At 64.4% G+C, this 19,542-nt stretch carries 16 protein-coding genes, 1 tRNA gene and 5 riboswitches; of the genes, 14 read left to right on the top strand and 3 right to left on the bottom strand.

The features are described from left to right. The first annotated feature begins 33 nt into the window (after positions 1-33). From WJ542_RS22145 to WJ542_RS22135, 3 genes are all read left to right on the top strand, one after another. A tRNA-Ile gene (locus WJ542_RS22145) sits at positions 34-121 on the top strand. A 203-nt stretch (positions 122-324) separates the two neighbouring features. Next, positions 325-387, top strand: a riboswitch (Fluoride riboswitch). A 165-nt stretch (positions 388-552) separates the two neighbouring features. Then, on the top strand, positions 553-2,088 hold the full coding sequence (locus WJ542_RS22140; RefSeq protein ID WP_411191634.1) for a MutS-related protein: 1,536 nt from the start codon (positions 553-555) through the stop codon (positions 2,086-2,088). Then, on the top strand, positions 2,085-3,635 hold the full coding sequence (locus WJ542_RS22135; RefSeq protein ID WP_411191633.1) for a MutS-related protein: 1,551 nt from the start codon (positions 2,085-2,087) through the stop codon (positions 3,633-3,635). The genes WJ542_RS22140 and WJ542_RS22135 overlap by 4 nt, the downstream gene beginning before the upstream one ends. A gap of 30 nt (positions 3,636-3,665) precedes the next feature. On the opposite strand, the gene WJ542_RS22130 is transcribed toward WJ542_RS22135, so the two are convergent. The 3 genes from WJ542_RS22130 to WJ542_RS22120 all read right to left on the bottom strand — a co-directional run bounded on the left by WJ542_RS22130 (position 3,666) and on the right by WJ542_RS22120 (position 7,118). Then, positions 3,666-5,717: a dynamin family protein gene (locus tag WJ542_RS22130; protein ID WP_411191632.1), complete on the bottom strand. Its 2,052-nt coding sequence runs from the start codon at positions 5,715-5,717 to the stop codon at positions 3,666-3,668. A gap of 14 nt (positions 5,718-5,731) precedes the next feature. Next, positions 5,732-6,547 carry a hypothetical protein gene (locus WJ542_RS22125; RefSeq protein WP_411191631.1) on the bottom strand — a complete coding sequence of 272 codons (816 nt, stop codon included), beginning with the start codon at positions 6,545-6,547 and terminating at the stop codon, positions 5,732-5,734. Further along, positions 6,528-6,598, bottom strand: a riboswitch (Fluoride riboswitch). It overlaps the preceding gene by 20 nt. Before the next feature lie 49 nt (positions 6,599-6,647). Then, on the bottom strand, positions 6,648-7,118 hold the full coding sequence (locus WJ542_RS22120) for an HAD family hydrolase (RefSeq protein ID WP_411191630.1): 471 nt from the start codon (positions 7,116-7,118) through the stop codon (positions 6,648-6,650). Positions 7,119-7,228: 110 nt separating this feature from the next. Then, a riboswitch (Fluoride riboswitch) is annotated at positions 7,229-7,295 on the bottom strand. Between the two features lie 80 nt (positions 7,296-7,375). Further along, positions 7,376-7,443, top strand: a riboswitch (Fluoride riboswitch). A gap of 174 nt (positions 7,444-7,617) precedes the next feature. Between WJ542_RS22120 and WJ542_RS22115 the strand changes: the two genes are divergently transcribed. The 11 genes from WJ542_RS22115 to WJ542_RS22065 all read left to right on the top strand — a co-directional run bounded on the left by WJ542_RS22115 (position 7,618) and on the right by WJ542_RS22065 (position 19,515). Further along, positions 7,618-7,947, top strand: a complete 330-nt coding sequence (locus tag WJ542_RS22115) for a DUF190 domain-containing protein (RefSeq protein WP_411191629.1) — start codon at positions 7,618-7,620, stop codon at positions 7,945-7,947. After that, a complete protein-coding gene (ppa, locus tag WJ542_RS22110) occupies positions 7,947-8,495 on the top strand; it encodes an inorganic diphosphatase (protein ID WP_411191628.1) in 549 nt (182 codons plus the stop codon). The genes WJ542_RS22115 and ppa overlap by 1 nt, the downstream gene beginning before the upstream one ends. 1 nt (position 8,496) lies before the next feature. Further along, positions 8,497-9,798 (top strand): phosphopyruvate hydratase, encoded by a 1,302-nt coding sequence (eno, locus tag WJ542_RS22105; protein WP_411191627.1) that lies wholly within the window; start codon positions 8,497-8,499, stop codon positions 9,796-9,798. Positions 9,799-9,844: 46 nt separating this feature from the next. Next, positions 9,845-11,203: a phosphopyruvate hydratase gene (gene eno / locus WJ542_RS22100; RefSeq protein ID WP_411191626.1), complete on the top strand. Its 1,359-nt coding sequence runs from the start codon at positions 9,845-9,847 to the stop codon at positions 11,201-11,203. Positions 11,204-11,342: 139 nt separating this feature from the next. After that, positions 11,343-11,714 carry a DUF190 domain-containing protein gene (locus tag WJ542_RS22095; RefSeq protein WP_411191625.1) on the top strand — a complete coding sequence of 124 codons (372 nt, stop codon included), beginning with the start codon at positions 11,343-11,345 and terminating at the stop codon, positions 11,712-11,714. Positions 11,715-11,765: 51 nt separating this feature from the next. Continuing rightward, a riboswitch (Fluoride riboswitch) is annotated at positions 11,766-11,837 on the top strand. A 226-nt stretch (positions 11,838-12,063) separates the two neighbouring features. After that, positions 12,064-13,011: a respiratory chain complex I subunit 1 family protein gene (locus WJ542_RS22090; RefSeq protein ID WP_411191624.1), complete on the top strand. Its 948-nt coding sequence runs from the start codon at positions 12,064-12,066 to the stop codon at positions 13,009-13,011. Between the two features lie 4 nt (positions 13,012-13,015). Next, positions 13,016-13,696 carry a hydrogenase gene (locus tag WJ542_RS22085; protein WP_027796239.1) on the top strand — a complete coding sequence of 227 codons (681 nt, stop codon included), beginning with the start codon at positions 13,016-13,018 and terminating at the stop codon, positions 13,694-13,696. 2 nt (positions 13,697-13,698) lie between these two features. Continuing rightward, a complete protein-coding gene (locus tag WJ542_RS22080) occupies positions 13,699-15,177 on the top strand; it encodes a proton-conducting transporter transmembrane domain-containing protein (protein WP_411191623.1) in 1,479 nt (492 codons plus the stop codon). Then, positions 15,174-16,673 carry a hydrogenase large subunit gene (locus WJ542_RS22075; RefSeq protein ID WP_411191622.1) on the top strand — a complete coding sequence of 500 codons (1,500 nt, stop codon included), beginning with the start codon at positions 15,174-15,176 and terminating at the stop codon, positions 16,671-16,673. Before WJ542_RS22080 ends, WJ542_RS22075 begins: the two co-directional genes overlap by 4 nt. 39 nt (positions 16,674-16,712) lie before the next feature. Continuing rightward, complete coding sequence (locus tag WJ542_RS22070) at positions 16,713-17,531, top strand: NADH-quinone oxidoreductase subunit B family protein (protein WP_411191621.1); 819 nt, start codon at positions 16,713-16,715, stop codon at positions 17,529-17,531. Continuing rightward, the gene (locus tag WJ542_RS22065) at positions 17,521-19,515 is read left to right on the top strand and encodes a proton-conducting transporter transmembrane domain-containing protein (protein ID WP_411191620.1); all 1,995 of its coding nucleotides are present in this window, start codon (positions 17,521-17,523) and stop codon (positions 19,513-19,515) included. Before WJ542_RS22070 ends, WJ542_RS22065 begins: the two co-directional genes overlap by 11 nt. Positions 19,516-19,542 lie beyond the last annotated feature (27 nt).

Raw genomic sequence — 19,542 nt, 5'->3', positions numbered from 1 at the left:
CTAGACCGGGCTTTTTTGTTGACGCTTCTCTTTGGGCCGGACGCCGTGCTGGTTGCAGGCAGCGGACTCATAATCCGCCTCCGAAAGGACATCGTCGGTTCGAATCCGACCCGGCCCACCATTCAAAGCATTCCAGTGCGTTTCTGGACATTCCCTCTGGCCGTGCTTAAGGCGAATCGCCAACGCATTCGCAATGCAGCATGTCAATCGCGCCGAAAAAATCCGACTCTCGCAATGGTGATGCAGCAGGTGCCGTCGCCAGTGAAAATAAAACGGGGAGATCGCACATGGGAAGCCTTGTAACGCGGTGGCGACCGGCGTAAAGTTAAAAAAGGAGATGGCATTCCTCCTTGAACCGCCCTAAGGGCTAATGATGCCTGCAGGCCTGGGAACAGGCACTGCGGGCGCACGACTTATCCGGGGCGAGACTCACATTGCCCACGCTGCGCTCGCAGCGCTTCCCAGTTCTCTTCGATACGGTGCTCTACCGGCGCCGGGCGTTCCCGATACGTCCCGGTCCCCGGCGCTCCGCATGGCAAGCAGGAAGGGAAGATGAATTTCCACAGCATCCTCTTCGAGTCACCCGACCAGGGTCCGCCGCGCGGCGACGTGTCCGAACCCGCTTTCTTCGGCGATCTGAACCTCGACCAGGTCGTGAGCGACGTGACCCGAGGCTTTGACGAGTACGACCTCGTCCCGTTCTTCCGCACGGAACTGAAGACCGAAAGCGCGGTAACGTACCGGCACGACGTCATGCGAGATATGGAGCGCGACGAAATCTCGTCCTGTATCCAGGCGTTCTCGCTTGCCATGCGGAAGGTGCGCGCGTGTCTCACACAAGCGGAGCACCTCTATTACCCGCGGCAAAAGCAGTGGTGGTTCCTGGAAGCGGCATCGCAGTACTGCACGGCAGCGAAGGTACTCGGCGGCGCGCTGAGCGACGCAGCGCCGATGTCGAGTGGGCTCGGTGAGTTCGGCCGGTGGCTTTGCGTCTATCTCGGCAGCGAAGCGTTTGCGGCACTTCAGCACGATGTCGAAGAAGTGAAAGCGGCGCTCGACGACGTCCGCTACCGCATTCACATCGACGGCAATTCCGTTACCGTGCTCAACTACGACGGGGAGAGCGATTACAGCGCCTACGTGCAGGGAATCTTCGAGCGCTTCAAGCAGGGCGATGTCAAGGATCATCACATCGCGGTGAAGGAGTGGCCGGAGATGAATCACGTCGAGGCGCAGATTCTCGATTGCGCCGCCGAACTCGATCCGCAGCCTTTTGCCCTGCTTTCGAGTTTCCGGACGAATCACGCCAACTATCTCGATCCCACCATCGATGCGTTCGATCGGGAAATCCAGTTCTACGTGGCCTGGCGCAGCTACATCCAGCCGTGTCGCGACGCAGGCCTGCCGTTTAGCTATCCGGCTGTCTCGTCGACCAGCAAGGCCGTGCGTTGTGACGACGCGTTCGACATCGCGCTCGCTCACAAGCTTTGCGCGGACAAACTGCCTGTCATTCGAAACGATCTGTACCTCGAAGGTGCGGAACGTCTATTCGTGGTGTCCGGGCCGAACAATGGCGGCAAAACAACCTTCGCACGAACTTTCGGCCAGCTCCATTTCCTTGCGAAGCTGGGCTGCCCGGTGCCGGGCACCCACGCCAGCCTGTTTCTGTACGACCGGTTGTTCGCGCACTTCGAGCGCGAGGAGAATACGGCCGATCTGCGCGGCAAGCTCCAGGACGATCTCATGCGCATGCACGACATCCTGTCCTGCGCGACACCCCACAGCATCATCCTCATGAACGAGATCTTCAGTTCGACCACGCTGGCCGATGCGCTATTCCTGTGCCGACGGATCATCGGCCGGATCATGGACCTCGACGCGCTGGGCGTCTGCGTCACCTTCATCGAAGAGCTGGCACGGCTGGGTCCGCAGACGGTCAGCATGGTCAGCGAGACCGCGACGGGCGATCCGTCTGCGCGCACGTTTCGGGTACGCCGGCGGCCCGCCGACGGGCAGGCGTACGCGGTGTCGGTTGCAGAGCAGTACGGACTGACGTATGAACGTCTCAAGGAGCGGCTCGCATCATGAAAGCCCATCTGCTGTATGAAGCGCGCGATTTCGACTGGCGGCGCGAAGACTTATGGAACGAAAAGACACTCGCCCAGGACTTGCAGCTAGACACGCTGTACCGCGCGATGGCTGCAGGCGACGACTTCCTGTACGACATCGCGAGGAAGGTGGTGCCCGTGAGTCTTCTCGATGTCGACGCCATTCTGTACCGACAGGCTGTGCTTCAGGACTGCATCGATCATGAGGAAGACGTCCGGCAGCTCTATGCAATCGCTGTCGACGCCGTCGAGGTGGAACGCAAGAGCTTCTATTGGGGGCTGACCGCGTCGGCGACCAGCGTGCTGCATTCGGCGCGCGATCTGGTTCAGGCCTTCGTTCCCCTGCTAGGCAAGCTTCGCAGCATCGCCGACCGTCAGGCGGAGGCATTCCAGTCGCCCGGCTTCCGGCACTTTTACGCCATGATCCGGGAGGAGTTGGCGGACGAGTATCTTGCCACGATCACGGGCTGCCTGAAGGCGCTGAGATTCCGCGGTGGCGTACTGATCAGCGCGCAGCCAGGGCGCGGTAACAAAGGCGAGCATTATGTCCTGCGCAAGCCTCATGACCGCGACCCGAATCTGGTCCGGCGGCTCTTCGCGAAACGACCGCCCTCCAGAACGTTTCGCATTGCTGATCGTGACGAAAACGGTGCACGTGCGCTGTCTGAACTGGAGGCGCGAGGTATCGACCACGTCGCGAATGCCCTGGCGCAGTCGGCCGATCATATCAGGAGCTTCTTTTCGATGCTGCGCTCGGAGCTAGGCTTCTACCTGGGATGCCTAAACGTGCGGGCGAATCTTGCTGCGCGCGGCATGCCGGTGTGTATGCCGGTATGTCGTCCCGCACGGGAACGGCAGCATCGATTCCGGCAGCTCTATGATGTGAGCCTCGCGCTCCGTATGGACCACCAGCCTGTCTGCAACGATGCAGACGCGAATGGCAAGGACCTCGTCGTGGTTACCGGTGCGAACCAGGGCGGCAAGTCCACTTTCCTGCGCGGCATTGGCATAGCGCAGATTCTGATGCAGGCGGGCATGCCTGTGGGAGCGGCGGCGTTCGAGGCGAACATCGCAAACGGAATCCTCACGCACTACAAGCGCGAGGAAGACGCGACGATGCACGGCGGCAAGTTCGATGAGGAGCTGAAGCGTATGAGCGAACTTGTAGACCATCTGTGCGAGCATGCGCTTTTTTTGTCGAACGAATCGTTCGCCTCGACGAATGAGCGCGAGGGTTCTGAAATAGGGCGCCAGATTGTCGATGCGTTGCTCGAGCAACACGTGAAGATCTATCTCGTCACTCACCTTTTTACGCTGGCACGGGGCCTGTACGACAGAGGCACGTTTCCGACGCTCTTTCTGCGCGCGGAGCGGCGCGACGATGGCGAGCGCACGTTCCGGTTGATCGCGGCCGAACCGCTGCAGACCAGCTTCGGACAGGATCTGTACCGGCAGATTTTCGGCGGAGAAGACGGCGCGGCGGATCGAGTTCCACCGTCGGCCGAGGAATTTTCGAGGATAGACTAGCGGCAGCTACCGATGGCGCACCCGTATCGTTTAGCCTGGCGCCACCGCGCGCAGCCTTGCAATGTCGGCGCGTAGTCGTTCGACGCTTTCGCATGCAGGGAGACCCGAGCCGCTTTGTGCTGCCTGTATCTGCCCGATGTCCGCTGTCAATGCCTGAGCGAGTGCGTCGAGTGCGTGCTGCTTCCACGTTTGGACCTGCTCCATGTGCGCAAGCATCGCGTGTGCGACGATCGTCATCGATGCCGCGCGGGCGAGGTTGCGGCGCGTGCTGAGGTAGAACCCCCAGCGACCGAAAAGCCAGCCGGACGAGCGCGGGATAAGCAGGGTGGGCAGGGGCGCATGGAGTCCGAAGGCGGGCGGATCAACGGCGATCGGAAGGCCCGACCCGAGGCGCGCAGACCCGAGCGCCTCGGCGGTGCGATACAGGGCGATCGTTGCCTCGGCGCGGCACGCCTCGACGGCACGCCGCGCGGCAGCCGCGTACGCGTGGGCGCGCGCGTCGGCCCCGAGTTCGACGAGGCGCGTCGAGTCAAACGACGAATCGCGTGTTTCGGTCCACAGTGCCGCCGCGTTGTGGGCGATGTCGGTGGCGAGTCGGCTCATCGTCGTCCGCAGCAGCACGGCCGGATCCTCGGTCTTTCGCGCAAGCGCGACGATGCTGTCGCGGTATTGGGCCAACGTCTGGATCGCCGTACCGATTCGCTCCGGATCCAGCTTTTCGACAGGGCGCCGCGGCAGCCGGATCTGGAGTGCGTCCAGAACATCGCGGCGCAGGGTCGCAAGCTGGCGCTGCCGCATCGCGGCGCGTTGCTCGCGGCATTGCGTGAGCGCGTCGGCAAGCGGGCCGTCGATCCAGGCACGACACCATGGTGGATCGTCCTCCCGCATGGTCAGGAGATAAACCGGCACTTCGAGGCCTGTACCTTTCCAGATACCTCGCACGACATGATCGTAGATGCGCCAGCGTTCGTCGCGTTCGATCAGGTCGATCTTCGTGACGAGTACGGTCACTTGGGCGCCGCGCCCGCACAGCTCGCGTACCCATGCGGCTTCTCGCAGCGTCAGCGGACCGGTGGCCGGGATGAGCACAATCGCGATATCGCACCAGGGGGCGCCACGCAGATCGTGCCCGTCTGCGTCCGTCATGGACCAGGCAATACCAGGCGTGTCGATCAGCGTGACACCATTCGCGAGGAACGGCGACGGCGTTTCGAGGACGATGCGCGTGACACCGCGCGCGTTGTCCGCGTTCTGATGCGCATCGACGAACTCGGCTACGCGTGCGCGATCGAACCACTCTGGCCTGGCGGCCACAAACATGGCGGTTCCCCGTTCGATGCAACCGTGGCGTATCTCGACGGGAACGGCGGTGGTCGGCAATGCGGAGACCGGCAGAAGCGCGCTGCCGATCAGGGTATTGATCAACGTGGACTTGCCGGCGTTGACCGTACCGAACACACCGACCACCGTGTCACTTATGTCGTTGTGCCTGGCAAATTCCGCGGCGCGCCGGCGCAGGTCGCCCAGGCCATGCGTCGTGGCGATGGATTCGAGCTCCACGATGACGGGAGTGCGTAGTGAGGGAGACGGTTGCAGCGATCCGTCGATTGCGGGAGCCTGATTGACCTCGGATGCCAGCGAAGTCAACAGGGCGTCGAGGAGCGTCATGAGGTGGTCGACGAGGCGGCAGGCGTCTTCCGCGAGTTCTGCGGGCAGAGCGTTATCGGGTTGCGCCGTCGCCTCGGCTTCTGCACGCGGATCGAGTCCGGAGATAGCCAGCATGGCTTCGCTCACATGCAGGCGGCACGATTCGATCGCGCTGACCGTGCGTGCAGGGATCGGGATTTGATGACGGTCCGCGATCGTCTGCATCGCTTCGCGTATCTGGCCTAGCTGGCCGTACACCATCTGGTGCTGAACGGGCAGGCCATCGGCGATCCGGGCGCCGAAGCGGGCAGTCTGCGTGACCGGGTCGAGGTCGTGGAGCGCGTCGCTCAGGCAGGCTTCGACACGAGCGAACGCCTCTCCGGTACGCCTCGCATACTCGGGCGGGAATGCGTTGCCGCTCCTCTCGCGAAACATGATGTCTCCGTCGCTCAGCCGGTGCCGAACGTATGCACTATTTCGCTCCAGCCGCCGCACCAGCCGATGGCAGCGATGAGGGCGCCACGGTCTTCGTCGGTGTCGGTGGCCCGACTGTCCCAACGAAACGCGTTTTCGAAACGCGCAAGATGGGTAGCGATGTCCGCTACGGAAGACCGTGCTGCACGCAGCGCCGCGTTGCCGTCGTGCCCTGGCATTTCGATCAGGTGGCAGCGGCATGGCGTACCGGTACCGGTGCCGACGCATTGTCCGCAGACATAAGGAAGCCAGCCGCGCCGGCTCTCATTCGCAAAGGTGCGGGCGTTGGCGAGGTTCCGGCCTTGGGCGAAACGCTCCGCCGGCCCGTTGCCGACCGAACCTGGGCCATATCCGAGGCTGCACATATGGCACGGACCCGACACATGCAGTGACCGGCGCACGACAGACGCGGGCGCGAGGCTATGGAGCCCGTGGCCGCCAAGAACGCGTAGCGTCCGCTTCATCAGATCGTGATAGAGAATCGTGCTTCCGTGAATGAGGTGCGGACGAAACGCGGCTTCGACGACGAAGAACGCGAGCGCATGGCGCGGACACATTCCCCAGTGCGCGCAGAGCCGCGCACGCACGTCCGCATCCATGATGCTTCCCTGGATGAACCACCACAGAAAATCAACTTCGCCATCCGAAAGAGGCAAACCGGCGTGCGGCGAGGCAGTGAAGGGCAGGGAAGCGAACACGTTGACCGTCCATGCGGCTGAAAGAAAACAAGCCTGGACGGGGGCATCGTCATGACCCTGCAGCTCCCGGCCAGGAACTCCAGGCATCATCATCCGCGGCGTTTGCGCGGCAGTTTGGGGAGGTATGCCATCTCCCATTGCAACCGCTTTTATTCTAGTGATCGTGCTGCCCGTTGGCAACGGCATATCGGGGTCAACTGCGCAGCGAAGCAACGAGCCGCTTCGGGCGCAGCAACAGCCCGAGTGCATCGACTGCGTGGCGCACGACGATGTCGGCCACCTCGATCGCCTCCGTCGACAATCCCTCGGTACCGAGCACGGCAATGGCGAGCGCAGCCTGTTCCAGCATCAGGACATCGTTGCGGCCGTTTCCGACGGCAACGACATGATCGGGGCCGAGTCTACGCACATAATCGAGCTTGGCCTGCGCCTGGCCGGTCGCCGGCAGGCACACGACTTCGGCCGCGCAGCCGCTCAACTGTTCGCGTGCGTTCCCATAGGTATTGCCGGTCACGACGTGCACGTCCAGTTCGTTCGCGAGCGCGGACAGGCGGGGAGCAACGCCCTCGAGCAGGACGCCATCGACGGCGAGCGTGCCGTTGAAGTCGAGCACGAGATGAGCGAGCTTTAATGTTCGCAGGCCCGGAATGTCGAGCGAGATCATCCGATTCTCCTTGGGCGCCGCGGGCTCGAATGGGCTCCGGGCGCGATCCGCCGATAGTGCAGGCGCGCCGGCGCAGGAGAATCGCGAAACTACGGCGATCATTGCGCGGGATGGCGCAAGGCATCATCAGCCGGGCGGTACCGGCGGTCGGCGGAGAATGCCATCTCCGTACTCTGTCGTTTCCACTGTAGACAACGCGCGGGCGCTGTGCAAACCGCTGCGCAAACAGTAGCGGCCTCGAAACGCCGGTGCTACACTGACCGGCAGGAGATGGCATTCCTCCTTTAACCGCCGGCGTTGTCCGGCTAATGATGCCTACGGGTTCCTGGGTCGGGAAGCCGTGGGCATTGTTCCAGGGCGTCCTGCTGCCCAGATTTGTCACTCTGCGAATCTGGTTTTTCATGCGATCGAATTCCGTCCTGCACGCCAATGCGTGCGGCGCCGCCGTGCGCCTGCCGTTTCCGTGTCCACTGCTGTTTCCGCGTCGACGGAGGCCGTCATGAATGGCAGCCAGTTGACCGTGTACGCCGCCAATCAGAGCCATCGCATACGCCATATGACAGTGGTGGACTGGATACTCGACGAGGTGAAGCGCGCGGGTATTCACGGCGCGACCGTCACCGAGGTTTCCGAAGGCGTCGACGCGAAAGGCAAGTACCACGCGGCCCGTTTCTTCGAGCTGGCCGACCAGCCGGTTGCCGTCACCGTCATTGCCGGCGACGCCGAAATCGGTGCGCTGCTCGCGGTACTGCGTGACAGCGGTATCAGGTTGTTCTATACGCGCGCACCGATCGAATACGACACCCTTGGAACGAACGGAGGAGCCTGATGGACTTCAACGCCATTCCCACCGGCGAAAATGTGCCGCTCGACGTGAACGCGATCATCGAAATTCCCGCGCAGAGCGAGCCCGTCAAGTACGAGGCCGACAAACGCCTCGGACTGCTAAAGGTTGACCGGATCATGAGCGCGGGCATGCGCTATCCGCAAAACTACGGGTTCATTCCCGGAACGCTCGCGCGCGACGGCGACCCGCTCGACATCGTCGTGATTGCTCCATTCGCGCTAGAGCGGCTTTCGCTGGTCTCGTGCCGCCCGGTGGGCCTCATGAATATGACCGACCAGGCAGGCCCCGACGAGAAGGTTATTGCCGTGCCCGTCGATAGCGTGTGCCCTGCCACGAAGGCTATCCGCGAACTGGCGGACGTGGGCGAGTTCACGCTCAACCAGATCCAGTTTTTCTTCGAAAACTACAAGAAGCTGGAGCCGGGCAAGTGGGTCGAGTTCAACGGCTGGGCCGATATCGACGCGGCCTTTGAAGCGATCAGGCAGGCTGTAACGGCATTTCGCAGTGCTCATTGCGACAGGGAGCCGTGATATGGGCAACGTTGCTTTGATAAAAACCGTGTGCGCCGACGAGATTCTCGATTCGCGCGGCAATCCGACCGTCGAAGTGACGGTCACGCTTTCGAGCGGTGCGAGCGCGACGGCAGCGGTGCCGTCCGGCGCCTCGACAGGCGAATTCGAAGCGGTCGAACTGCGTGACCGGGACGTTCGCCGATACGGCGGGAAAGGTGTGCTCGAGGCCGTGCGCCACGTCAACCAGGAAATCGCCCGGGTGTTGGCCGGAATGCGGGTGGACGATCAGCGCCGCATCGACGATGCGTTGATCGAGGCGGATGGAACCGCGTCCAAGGCCAGGCTGGGCGCCAATGCGGTACTCGGCGCGTCGCTTGCCTGCGCGAGAGCAGCGGCGCTCGAGGCCGGATTACCGCTCTTTCGCTACCTGGGCGGTGCGAACGCGCATGTGCTGCCGGTTCCCATGTTCAACGTCCTCAACGGCGGCAAGCATGGACACGACGGGCCCGACGTGCAGGAGTTCAAGCTCGTGCCGCTCGGCGCGCCGACGTTTCGGGAGGCGCTGCGCTATGGCGCGGAAACCTACCATGCGCTTGGCACGGTCCTCGCGGACGCGGGCGCATCGACGAACGTGGGCGACGAGGGCGGGTATGTGCCTCAGCTACCGTCCAACGCGGTCGCCATGGAACTGATCGTACGGGCGATAGAGCGGGCAGGGTATCGTCCCGGCGAGGACATCGCCATCGGCATCGATCCGGCCGCCACCTCGTTTTACGAAGACGGCCGCTACGCTCTGCGTCGCGACGGAAAGTCGCTCGATTCGCGAGAGATGATCGCGTACTGGGCGGACTGGCTGAATCGCTACCCGCTGATTTCCCTGGAGGACCCGTTGGCGGATAGCGACTGGAGCGGCTTTGCCGAACTGACGCGCGATCTCGGCGACCGCGTTCAGATCGTCGGCGACGATCTGTTCGTGACGAACCGGACGTTCCTCCAGCGCGGCATCGAAGAACACTGCTGCAACAGCATCCTCATCAAGCTCAACCAGATCGGCACCGTGACCGAAACGCTCGATACCGCGGCGCTGGCGTTCTCGGCGGGCTATACCTGCCTCGTTTCGCACCGCTCCGGCGAGACGGAGGACACGAGCATCGCCGATCTCGCCGTCGCGCTGAACTGCGGGCAGATCAAGTCGGGCGCTCCGGCGCGCGGCGAGCGGGTTGCCAAGTACAACCGTCTGCTGGCGATCGAGCGGATGCTGGGCAACGACGCCCGCTACGCGGGACGAGCCGCGTTCAAACAGCTTCGCAGTGCGACATGAGGGTGCGGCTCGGGCTGGCGCCGTTCACAAGAGGGAGAGAGGGGACATGACGACATCTGTGTCGATTGCCCGCGTGACAGGCGATGAGGTGCTGGATTCTCGCGGCAATCCCACCGTGCAGGTGACGGTCGTGCTCAACGACGGGTCGCTCTCGCGCGCCGCGGTGCCCTCGGGCGCCTCGACCGGCGAGTACGAAGCGAAGGAGCTGCGCGACGGCGATCCGCATCGTTACGGCGGCAGGGGCGTGACACAGGCGGTCAGGCATGTCAACGAGCTGATCGGTCCCGCACTGCGCGGGCTGGCCGCCGACGATCAGTGGCGCATCGACGCGACGCTCATCGAGCTCGACGGAACGGAGTTCAAGGAGCGGCTGGGCGCGAACGCCACGCTCGGTGCCTCGATCGCATGCGCCCGCGTGGCGGCGCAGGTCTGCGGGCTGCCGCTCTTTCGCTACCTCGGCGGGGATGGCGCGCGCGTCCTGCCCGTGCCCATGCTGAACGTGCTCAACGGCGGCAGCCACGGGCACGGTGGCCCGGACTTCCAGGAGTTCATGATCGTGCCGCTCGGCGCGCCGACGTACCGCGAGGCATTGCGGTATGGCGTCGAGACTTACCACGCCTTGCGCACGCTCCTCGTCGAGCGTCACGAGCCGACGAATCTCGGCGACGAAGGGGGCTATGTGCCGGCGCTGCCGTCGAACGAAGCCGCACTGGATCTGCTGATGCAGGCAATCGAGCGCGCAGGGTATCGGCCCGGCGAAGATATCGCGCTGGCGCTCGATTGTGCGGCGGCCGGCTTGTGGCGGGACGAGCGATACGATCTGGAGCAGGAGGGCCGGTGCCTCACGACGGACGAGATGATGGATCTGTGCGGGCGATGGGCCGACCGCTACCCCATCGTGTCGTTCGAAGATCCGTTCATCGACAACGATTGGGATGCCTATGCAAACCTCACCCGCTACCTTGGCGGCCGGCTGCAGATTGCCGGCGACGACCTTTTCGTGAGCAACCGGTCCTTTCTGGTGCGCGGCATCGCGCAGCGTTGCTGCAACGCCGTCATCATCAAGCCCAATCAGGTCGGCACGATCACCGAAACGCTCAATACGGCCCGCATGGCGCTGTCCGCGGGCTACGCCTGCACCGTTGCGCACCGGTCCGGCGAGACGGAGGACACGAGCATCGCCGACCTCGCGGTCGCGCTCAACTGCGGGCAGATCAAGGCGGGCGCCCCGGCGCGCGGCGAGCGGGTGGCGAAATACAACCGGCTGCTCACCATCGAGAGCACGCTGGGCGAGCAGGCGGAATATGCGGGACGCGCCGCGTTCCGGCCTCGCCGCGGCACACACTCGATCCCGTCCGGCCATGAGGCGGGAGCCGGCGAGTCCCGCCCGGCCGGTGCTTCATGATTACCCGCTTTTCCGCACTGCAGTATCTAGTGGAATTCTGTCGATGCACTAGAATTTCCTGAGGGAGACGGGCGCCGCGGTTCATGCTGCGGTGAAACCATCGTGGCACGGGTCGCGGTGTCGATCGACGGAGGCAGACATGAACGGTTACCAGCTTACGTTCTACACCGAGCAGAATCGCCGCCACGGCCATCACACCATCACGGAATGGCTGTTGCACGAGGCAAAGCAATTGGGCATTCACGGCGCCACCGTCATCAACTGCGCGGAAGGGACGGGTCACGCCGGCGCGCATCATGCGGCGCATGCGCTGAGGCTCGCGGATCAGCCGGTCCAGGTCATCCTGGCCGTGACCGAGGACGAGGCGGACCGCATGCTCGATGCGGTCAGGCTGCAACACGTGCATGTGTTTTACACGCGCACGCCCATTGAGTTCGGACTGCTTGGCGACGAGGGACAGACCGCCGAAGCAAAAAAACATTTCCCGCTCTTCGGACGGCGACCTCACTAGGAGAAAATCTCCGGTCTTGCATGTGGCGACCGCTTGCCTATACTCGTCACTGAATCCTGTGGAGATGGCATCCTCCCTTAACCGCCGCGTCTTCCCCTCGCGGCTGATGATGCCTACCAGTCCCCGGGCGCCGGGGCCGGTAGGCATGTCTGACCGGCTCGCATTCACGAGCATCCCGGGCATGCGAATGCCTGAAAAAAGCGAAGAACATGGGATGCGCGAGCGAGTTGTCATGGCATAACCCCCCGTGCTTCACCCACCGCCCGGTCGCGCGAACATCTTTATCGCGCGGGGCAGGGCCGTGCGCCATACGACCTGCGACGCGCCTGCGCCCGCGCGGAGATCGATCATGAGCGCGCGCGACATATTCCTGCAGATCGCGCAGGTCGTCACCGTTCTCGCATTGGCCCCGTTGCTGCAGGGCGTGATTCTGCAGTGGGAGGAGCGCGTCCAGCGCGGACGCGGCCCCGGCATCTTTCAGCCCTACCGCGACTTGCGCAAGCTGTTCCGCAAGCAGATCGTGGTGCCCGAAACGGCTTCATGGATCTACTGGTGCGCCCCCGTCGTCGCGTTCACCTGCATGATGACGGTGCCGATCCTGATCCCCGTGCTCACCGACTTTCCGCTGCCGCTCTCCGACATGGGCGACATCCTGGGCGGCGGGCTCATTCTTACACTCGGCTCGTTCGCGATCGTGCTCGCGGGGCTCGACTCGGGCAGTGCGTACGGCGGTATCGGCTCAAGCCGCTCCGTGATGCTCGGCATCCTCGCCGAGCCGACGCTGATCCTCGTGCTCGTCGGCATCACGCTGCTCGCGAAAGCCATGCTGCCGTTCGTCGTCAATCATCTGCTCGTGCAGCAGCCGTCCGTGTACTGGAGTCCCGCGCATCTCTTTCTCGTGTTCGCATTCTTCGTTCTGCTGCTGGTCGAGACCGACCGGCTGCCGATTCACTCGAGCACCCACATCGAGGTCTACATGATCGAGGAGGCGCGGATTCTCGAATACTCGGGCCCGTTGCTCGCGTTGCTCAAGTGGGCTGCGATGATGAAGCAGTTCATTCTCTACATCATCTTCTGCAACGTGCTGACGCTGCCGTGGGGACTCTCGCAGCAGGGCACGGCACTAGGAGCGGTCGGCGCGGCAGCGGGCCTGTTCGCGCGCATGCTGGTCGTCGCGCTCGTCGTGGTGCTCGTTGAAACGGCGCAGTCGCGGCTGCGCTTCTTTCGGTATCAGGAACCGCTCGCGGCTTCGTTCATGCTTGCGGTGCTCGCCATCGCGGCCAACCAGCTACGGTGACGCCATGCTGCTCGCCCATCTGAGCCCGCTTGCCGCATCGCTCTTCAGCCTGCTGGCGATCGGCAGTCTGCTGCTCGCCTTCGTGATGCTCGGATCGCGCTGGCTCAAGGACTATCTGCTCGCGTTCATGGCCGAATCCTGGCTCATCGCGTTGCTCTCCGGCGCGGTCGGCTACTACGGCCACTATCACGAGCTGTATCTGGTGGCCGTGCTGACCGCATTCTTCCGCGGCCTCGTGCTGCCGTATCTCATCTGGCGCATCATCGCGCGCCTCGCCGTGGAGCGCGAACTGCACGTGATCCTGCAGCCTGGATCGAGCCTCGTGCTCGGTGCGCTGCTGGTGCTCTTCGCATTCGTGGTGTCCAATCACCTTGGCAATGCGCTCGGACTGGGCGGCACCGTGGTCGTGCTTGCGCTCACCGTGATGCTGTCGATGAAGCTCATCGGCTTCCTGATGCTGACCGTCCGCCAGGAAGCGATCAGTCAGGTGCTCGGCCTGCTGATCCTCGAAAACGGTATTTTTCTCGGCTCGCAGATTCTCGTGCCCGGCATGCCGCTGCTGATCGAACTCGTCCTGCTGTTCGATCTCCTTGTGATCGTGGTGAGCTTCGGCGTGCTGGTCCGTTATCTCGTCGCGCATGTCGGCAGCACGAGCAGCCGCGAACTCCGGCGTCTGGTGGGGTGATCATGGTAGAGGGATGGCTCGTTCTCGTCATTGTCGCGCCGCTCCTCGCCGCCGTGGCCGCCACGGCGAGCCAGCACGTCCGGGTGGCCGAGTACGCGAATCTCGCCGCGGCCGGCGTTAGCCTCTTCGCGGCATTATGGCTCGCGGCCCACGTCGATCAGCCGACGACCTTCGTCAACGGCTATCTGCTGTTCGACGCCCTCGGAGCGTGGACGCTTGTCTGCACCTGTCTCGTGTATGGGCTCGCGTCGATTTACGCCATTGGCTACATGCGGCTCATCAAGGAGGAGGAAGCACGCCTGCCGGGCTTCTATGCACTGTTCGCGCTCTTCGCGACGACGATGATCTGCGGTCCGCTGATGAACAACATCGGCGTCTACTGGATCGCCATCGAACTGACCACGCTCGTCAGCACCTTTCTCGTCGGCTTCGAGCGGGGTCGGGAAGCCATCGAAGCGGCCTGGAAATACATCATTGTCGTGTCGGCCGGCATCAGCCTCGCATTGCTCGGCACGGTGCTCTTCTACTGGGCCGGCAGTCTCGTGCTCGGCCCCACCTACGATATGACATGGAATGCGCTGCGGACTGCCGCCCCGCACATGAACCCCGCGCTGATCCAGATGGCCTTTCTGCTCGTGCTCGTCGGCTACGGTACGAAGGCCGGGCTGGTTCCGATGCACACGTGGCTGCCCGACGCACATAGCGAAGGTCCGGCGCCCGTTTCGGCGATGCTCTCGGGCGCGCTGCTCAATACGGCCATGCTCGGCATCGCGCGCTTCCTGACGATTACCGATGCGGCGAGCCGCTCGGTGTTGCCGCGCACGGTGCTCGTGGCGTTCGGCGCGATCTCGCTCTTCGTCGCGGCGTTGTTCATCGTACGGCAGCAGGGCATCAAGCGGCTCATGGCCTGGTCGAGCATCGAGCACATGGGCGTGATCGCGCTCGGAATCGGCTTTGGCGGTCCGCTCGCCATAGCGGCCGTGCTTTACCACATGCTCAATCATTCGCTGAACAAGTCGCTCATGTTCTTCGGCGCGGGAAACGCGATGCGCGTCTATCGAACCAAGGACATCGACGCGATTCGCGGCATATGGGCACGCTTTCCGGTGACGGGCGCCCTCTGGCTCGCGGGCGCCGTCGCCATTACGGGCGCGCCGCCGTTCGGGCTGTTCCTCAGCGAGATCACGCTGATGCGCGCCGGATTCGCAACGCCCAACGCGTGGGCGGTGATCGTGCTGCTGGTGTTGCTGATCGTGATTTTCATCGGCTTCCTCAATCACTTTCGCAAGATGTATCTCGACGCGAGGCCAGCCGAACGGCCTCCATCGAACGGGAATGGCCCTGTGGAGATCGACGCGTGGATGACGCTGCCGATGTGGCTGGCACTCTTGCCGGTATTCGTGCTGGGCATCTGGTGGCCCGAGCCGCTATGGCATTTCTTCGGGGCTGTTGCGGCGGATCTGGGCGGAGGCAATCGATGAGCAACTGCGAGTACGTGACGCTGCGCGCCAACGAACTGCCGGCGCACGCCCGCGCGCTGTTGGCGCAAGGCGGTCGGATGCAGGGCGTCTACGCCTGGTTTCCGGCGCCGGGGCAGGCGCAGTTGCGCTACGTCGCGACGGTGCCGGATCGCGAGCCGTTCTGCGGCTGGTCTGTTGATGTCGATGGTGATGGCGATGGCGAGCCGGTTCCCAGCCTCGCTGCCATCTGCCCGCTACTGGGCTGGCACGAACGCGAGGTCATGGAGATGAGCGGCATCCCGTTCTCGAATCACCCGGAGCCGGAACGACTCGTCACCGCATTTCTGCCGCACGGCGAACGAGGACCTCTGGAGCCACCCGGTACGCAACGTCGGAGTATGGCCGCTACGCTGACTGCGCCGAAGCTGCCGGGCGTCTCGGGCAAACATGTCCAGCTTCTGCCGTTTGGTCCGGTGCGGGCAGACGTAGTCGAATCGGCGCAGTTCATTTTCTACTATCTCGGCGAGGGTATCCTGCACTACCACCCCAATCTGTTTCTCAAGCATCGGGGCATGGAAAAGCAGTTCGAGGGCGTGGACGGCGAAACGGGCACGCTGGTCGCGGAGCGTGTTTCCGGTGTCGACAGCGTGGCCCACGCGCTCGCCTACGCCCAGGCGGTGGAAGACGCGACAGGCTGCGAGGTTCCCGGGCGTGCGCGCTGGTTTCGACTCGTCGCCGCCGAGCTGGAGCGGATCTACAACCATCTGCACTATCTCGGTCACCTGTGTCACACGACGACACTCAAGGTCGGCGAAGCGCAGGGCAAGCTGCTCGAGGAGCAGGCCAAGCAGATCAATGCGCGCGCAACGGGCAGCCGTTTCCTGCGCGGCCTGATCTGGCCGGGCGGCGTGCGGCGCGAGCTGGACGTCTACGCGATTGCCGAAGGCCTCGCTGCGCTCTCGCCGGAAGTCGATCGCTACGTTGGACTGATTGAACGCACCACGAGCCATCTGGATCGCCTGATCTCGACCGCGCCGCTCAGCCAGCAGCTCGCGTTCGATCAGGGTGCGACCGGACCGGTCGAGCGCGCGTCGGGCGTGAACCGCGATTTGCGCCGGGACCACCCGTATGCCGCGTATGCAGCGCTACCGCCGACCGTCGCGATTGCCGAAGCGGGCGACGCGTATGCGCGCATGAACGTGCGCATTGCCGAACTGCGTGCGAGTCTGGCGCTCGTCGACCGGGCGATCGGCGAGGGCGTGCCGGACGGTCCGTTGCGAGCGGACTGCGTCGCGGTCGCGGGGACGGAAGGGCTGGGGTGGGCGGAGTCGCCGCGCGGCACGGTGCTCTACGCCGTCCATTTCGATGCGGACAGCCGGCTCGCGCGAGTGAAGATAAAGGCGCCGTCGTTTGCCAACTGGCGCGTGTTTCCGTCCACGGTTCACGACAGCAACATGATGGACTACGCCATCAACGAGGCGAGCTTTGGCCTGACCGTTTCGGGCTGTGCCCGTTAGCGGCGTGACTCACGCAGCGCACAGGGGAGGAACGCATCGATGTCACTCTGGACCTGGTTTGGCCTGAAGGAGGGCAGTGCGAGCACCGACTGGCCGCTGAAGGGCGTGAAGGACGAAGGGCACGGTCAGCAAGGTGTGCTGGGCATGCCGCGTTACGATCCGGCGAAATGCCGCCCCGACTGCGAGGCGTGCGCAAATGCCTGCGTGACGCATGCGATCTCGTTCGCTTCGTCGAACGAGACGCCCGCGAAGCCCGAGGTGGATTGGGGGCGCTGCATCGTCTGCCAGCGTTGCGTCGAAGTTTGCCCGACGGGCGCGTTCACGGCTTCCGGGGACTGGGCGCTCGGCGTGCGCGAACGCGACGACCTGAAGTGGGAAGAGGCGATGAATCAGCGGATCGCGCGCGAGGTGGTCGAACGAGAACGCCGCCAGTTCGGCCGCAGCCTGCACGTCCGGCATGTCGATGCGGGATCGTGCAACGGCTGCGAGTCGGAGCTGCAGGCGCTCAACAATCCGTTCTACAACCTGCATCGGCTTGGAATCTTCTTCACGCCGTCACCGCGCTTTGCCGACGTGCTGCTCGTTACCGGCCCCGTGACGAAGGCGATGCGCGCGCCGCTGCTCGCGACGTGGGAGGCCATGCCCGCGCCGCGCTGGGTTGTCGCGACGGGCACCTGTGCGGTGTCGGGGGGCGTGAGCGGCGGCAATTACGCGTGCGGCACGGGACTCGACGGCGTGCTGCCGGTGGACGTTTATCTGCCGGGCTGCCCGCCGAATCCGGCCGCGCTGATTCATGCGCTGCTGTTGATCGTCGGGAGAGCCGATCAACGCATGAGAGGAGGGCAGCTTGAGCGCTAACCTGCTTCTGGGTCTTGCCGCCGCGTTGTGGGCGCTCGCGGCGCTCGTCTCGCCTTTGCGCGCCGCGCACGGCGTCGCTCGCGGGTTGCTGGGCACGGGATGCGTGCTTGCGGTGATGGCCTGCCTCGTCGCGCTGCCGGACGGCACCGCCGCCGTGCCGCTGCCCATCGCGCTCGCGGCGCAACCGGTAGGGTTCGCAGTCGAACCTGCGGGCCTCTGGCTGCTCGGCTTCGGGCTGGTACCCGCGGCACTGGCCTGCTGGCTCGGCTCGCCGCTGGCCGGCGCTTCCGGACGGTGGCCCGCCGGTGCCGCGTTCAGCCTGCTCGGCGCGCTTGGCGTGGTTGGTCTGCAGGACGGCATGTCGCTTCTCGTCGCCTGGGAAACCATGAGCCTTGGGGGCGCGCTCATGCTGGCCGGCGAGCGGGCGGACGAGCGCGAGGGCCGGCCGGTCATGCTCATGCTCGCGTTGCTCGAAGTGGGGGCCGTTGCGCTGATGTTCGCGGTTGTCGTGCTCGACCGGGCGGCAGGCGGCATCGGCTTCGACCGCTTCGTCATGAATGCGCCGGGCGCGGCCGGCGTCGTGTCCTGGTTCGCGGGCCTCGCGCTGCTGATCGGCTTCGGGGCAAAGCTTGGGCTGATGCCGTTCTACGAGTGGTTTCCGCGCGCCTATTCCTGCGGTAGCGGCGCAACGGGTACGTTGTTTTCGGGCGTCGTGCTCAACGCGGCGTACTTTGCCTTGAGTCGCGGCTGGAACAGTTGGCTCGACGTATCCGTGCAGAGCGGCACGGCCTTCGGCCTTGGCGTGATCGCGATCGCGGCGGGCGTGGCGAGCGCGATCCTGGCCGTACTGTTCGCATTCCAGCAGGACGAGTGGCGCTCGCTGCTCAGCTATTCGTCGGCAGAGAATGCGTCGGTCGCCGTCGTCATGCTCGGCGCGACGCTGCTCTTTCGCGCCGGTCATCTCGGCGATCTTGCAGGCCTTGCATGGACCGTTGCGTTACTGCATCTCGCGGGTCACGCGCTTGCCAAGGGCGCGTTGTTCCTCACGGCAGACGGCATCCATGCGGCCTGCGGCAGCTACGACATCGTGCCCCGCGGCTGGCTGCGTCGCAGCGGCTTCCTGCTCGGGCTCGGCGCGGTGTTTGCCGTCATGAGCCTCGCTTCCGTGCCGCCGCAGGCCGGGTTCGTCAGCGAATGGTATGTGTTTCAGTCGGTGTTTCAGGGGTTCCACCTCGCGTCCTTCATCGGCCGGCTCGTGCTTGTTCTGGCAGGGGCGGGACTCGCGCTGGCCGCTGCCGTTGCGCTCGCAACGTTCGTCAAGGTGTTCGGCCTCGGTTTGCTGGGACTGCCAGGCATCGACGTCACGCCGCCCGTGCCGCGGACGAACGCGGTTTCGGTGGGGATCCTCGGGCTGTGCGTGCTTGCCGTGGCCGTCGGTGCGCCGCTGTGGCTCAACGCGCTTGCCAGCGGCGCGCAGACGCTTTTTCATGCCAACAGCCCGCAGGCGATGGTGTCGGGTTGGCTGCTCGTGCCGCTCACGGACAAATTTGCCTTCATCTCGCCGACGAAGCTGGTCATCGTGATGCCGCTGCTGGCGATCCTGCCGCTCGCGCTGCTGTGGCTGACGAAACGGCACGCGATTCGCAGGGCACCCGTGTGGTTCGGCGGCATGACGGAAAGCGGGCATGATGCGGCGACGACGGCGCTGACCTTTTCGAATGCCATGCGCACCTTCTACAGCTTCATCTACCAGCCGACCGTCAGCACGACGCGCGAGCACGAGCAGCGCGAATACTTCGTCAAGCGCCTGGTGTTTGCGGCTGGCGTGACCGATCTCTTCGAGCGGCACCTGTTCGACCCTCTGGTCCGGATCGTGACGGCGTGCGCGGAGCGCCTTCGCGCTCTCCAATCCGGCAACCTGAACTTCTACCTTGCCCTGATTGGCGGGTTGCTGGTCGCGATTCTCTTCCTCACGCTGCTGTAGTGGATGCCGGCTCGAAGGGCTCGCCAT

The organism is Paraburkholderia yinzeri, from assembly GCF_046581065.1.
GTDB lineage: Bacteria > Pseudomonadota > Gammaproteobacteria > Burkholderiales > Burkholderiaceae > Paraburkholderia.
Note: the sequence above shows the minus strand (reverse complement) of the source record. Positions and strands in the feature narration are given on the sequence as shown.

Coding starts and splice junctions, on each gene's coding strand:
- WJ542_RS22140 (WP_411191634.1), top strand. CDS start 553: ATGAATTTCCACAGCATCCTCTTCGAGTCACCCGACCAGGGTCCGCCG.
- WJ542_RS22135 (WP_411191633.1), top strand. CDS start 2,085: ATGAAAGCCCATCTGCTGTATGAAGCGCGCGATTTCGACTGGCGGCGC.
- WJ542_RS22130 (WP_411191632.1), bottom strand. CDS start 5,717: ATGTTTCGCGAGAGGAGCGGCAACGCATTCCCGCCCGAGTATGCGAGG.
- WJ542_RS22125 (WP_411191631.1), bottom strand. CDS start 6,547: ATGATGATGCCTGGAGTTCCTGGCCGGGAGCTGCAGGGTCATGACGAT.
- WJ542_RS22120 (WP_411191630.1), bottom strand. CDS start 7,118: ATGATCTCGCTCGACATTCCGGGCCTGCGAACATTAAAGCTCGCTCAT.
- WJ542_RS22115 (WP_411191629.1), top strand. CDS start 7,618: ATGAATGGCAGCCAGTTGACCGTGTACGCCGCCAATCAGAGCCATCGC.
- ppa (WP_411191628.1), top strand. CDS start 7,947: ATGGACTTCAACGCCATTCCCACCGGCGAAAATGTGCCGCTCGACGTG.
- eno (WP_411191627.1), top strand. CDS start 8,497: ATGGGCAACGTTGCTTTGATAAAAACCGTGTGCGCCGACGAGATTCTC.
- eno (WP_411191626.1), top strand. CDS start 9,845: ATGACGACATCTGTGTCGATTGCCCGCGTGACAGGCGATGAGGTGCTG.
- WJ542_RS22095 (WP_411191625.1), top strand. CDS start 11,343: ATGAACGGTTACCAGCTTACGTTCTACACCGAGCAGAATCGCCGCCAC.
- WJ542_RS22090 (WP_411191624.1), top strand. CDS start 12,064: ATGAGCGCGCGCGACATATTCCTGCAGATCGCGCAGGTCGTCACCGTT.
- WJ542_RS22085 (WP_027796239.1), top strand. CDS start 13,016: ATGCTGCTCGCCCATCTGAGCCCGCTTGCCGCATCGCTCTTCAGCCTG.
- WJ542_RS22080 (WP_411191623.1), top strand. CDS start 13,699: ATGGTAGAGGGATGGCTCGTTCTCGTCATTGTCGCGCCGCTCCTCGCC.
- WJ542_RS22075 (WP_411191622.1), top strand. CDS start 15,174: ATGAGCAACTGCGAGTACGTGACGCTGCGCGCCAACGAACTGCCGGCG.
- WJ542_RS22070 (WP_411191621.1), top strand. CDS start 16,713: ATGTCACTCTGGACCTGGTTTGGCCTGAAGGAGGGCAGTGCGAGCACC.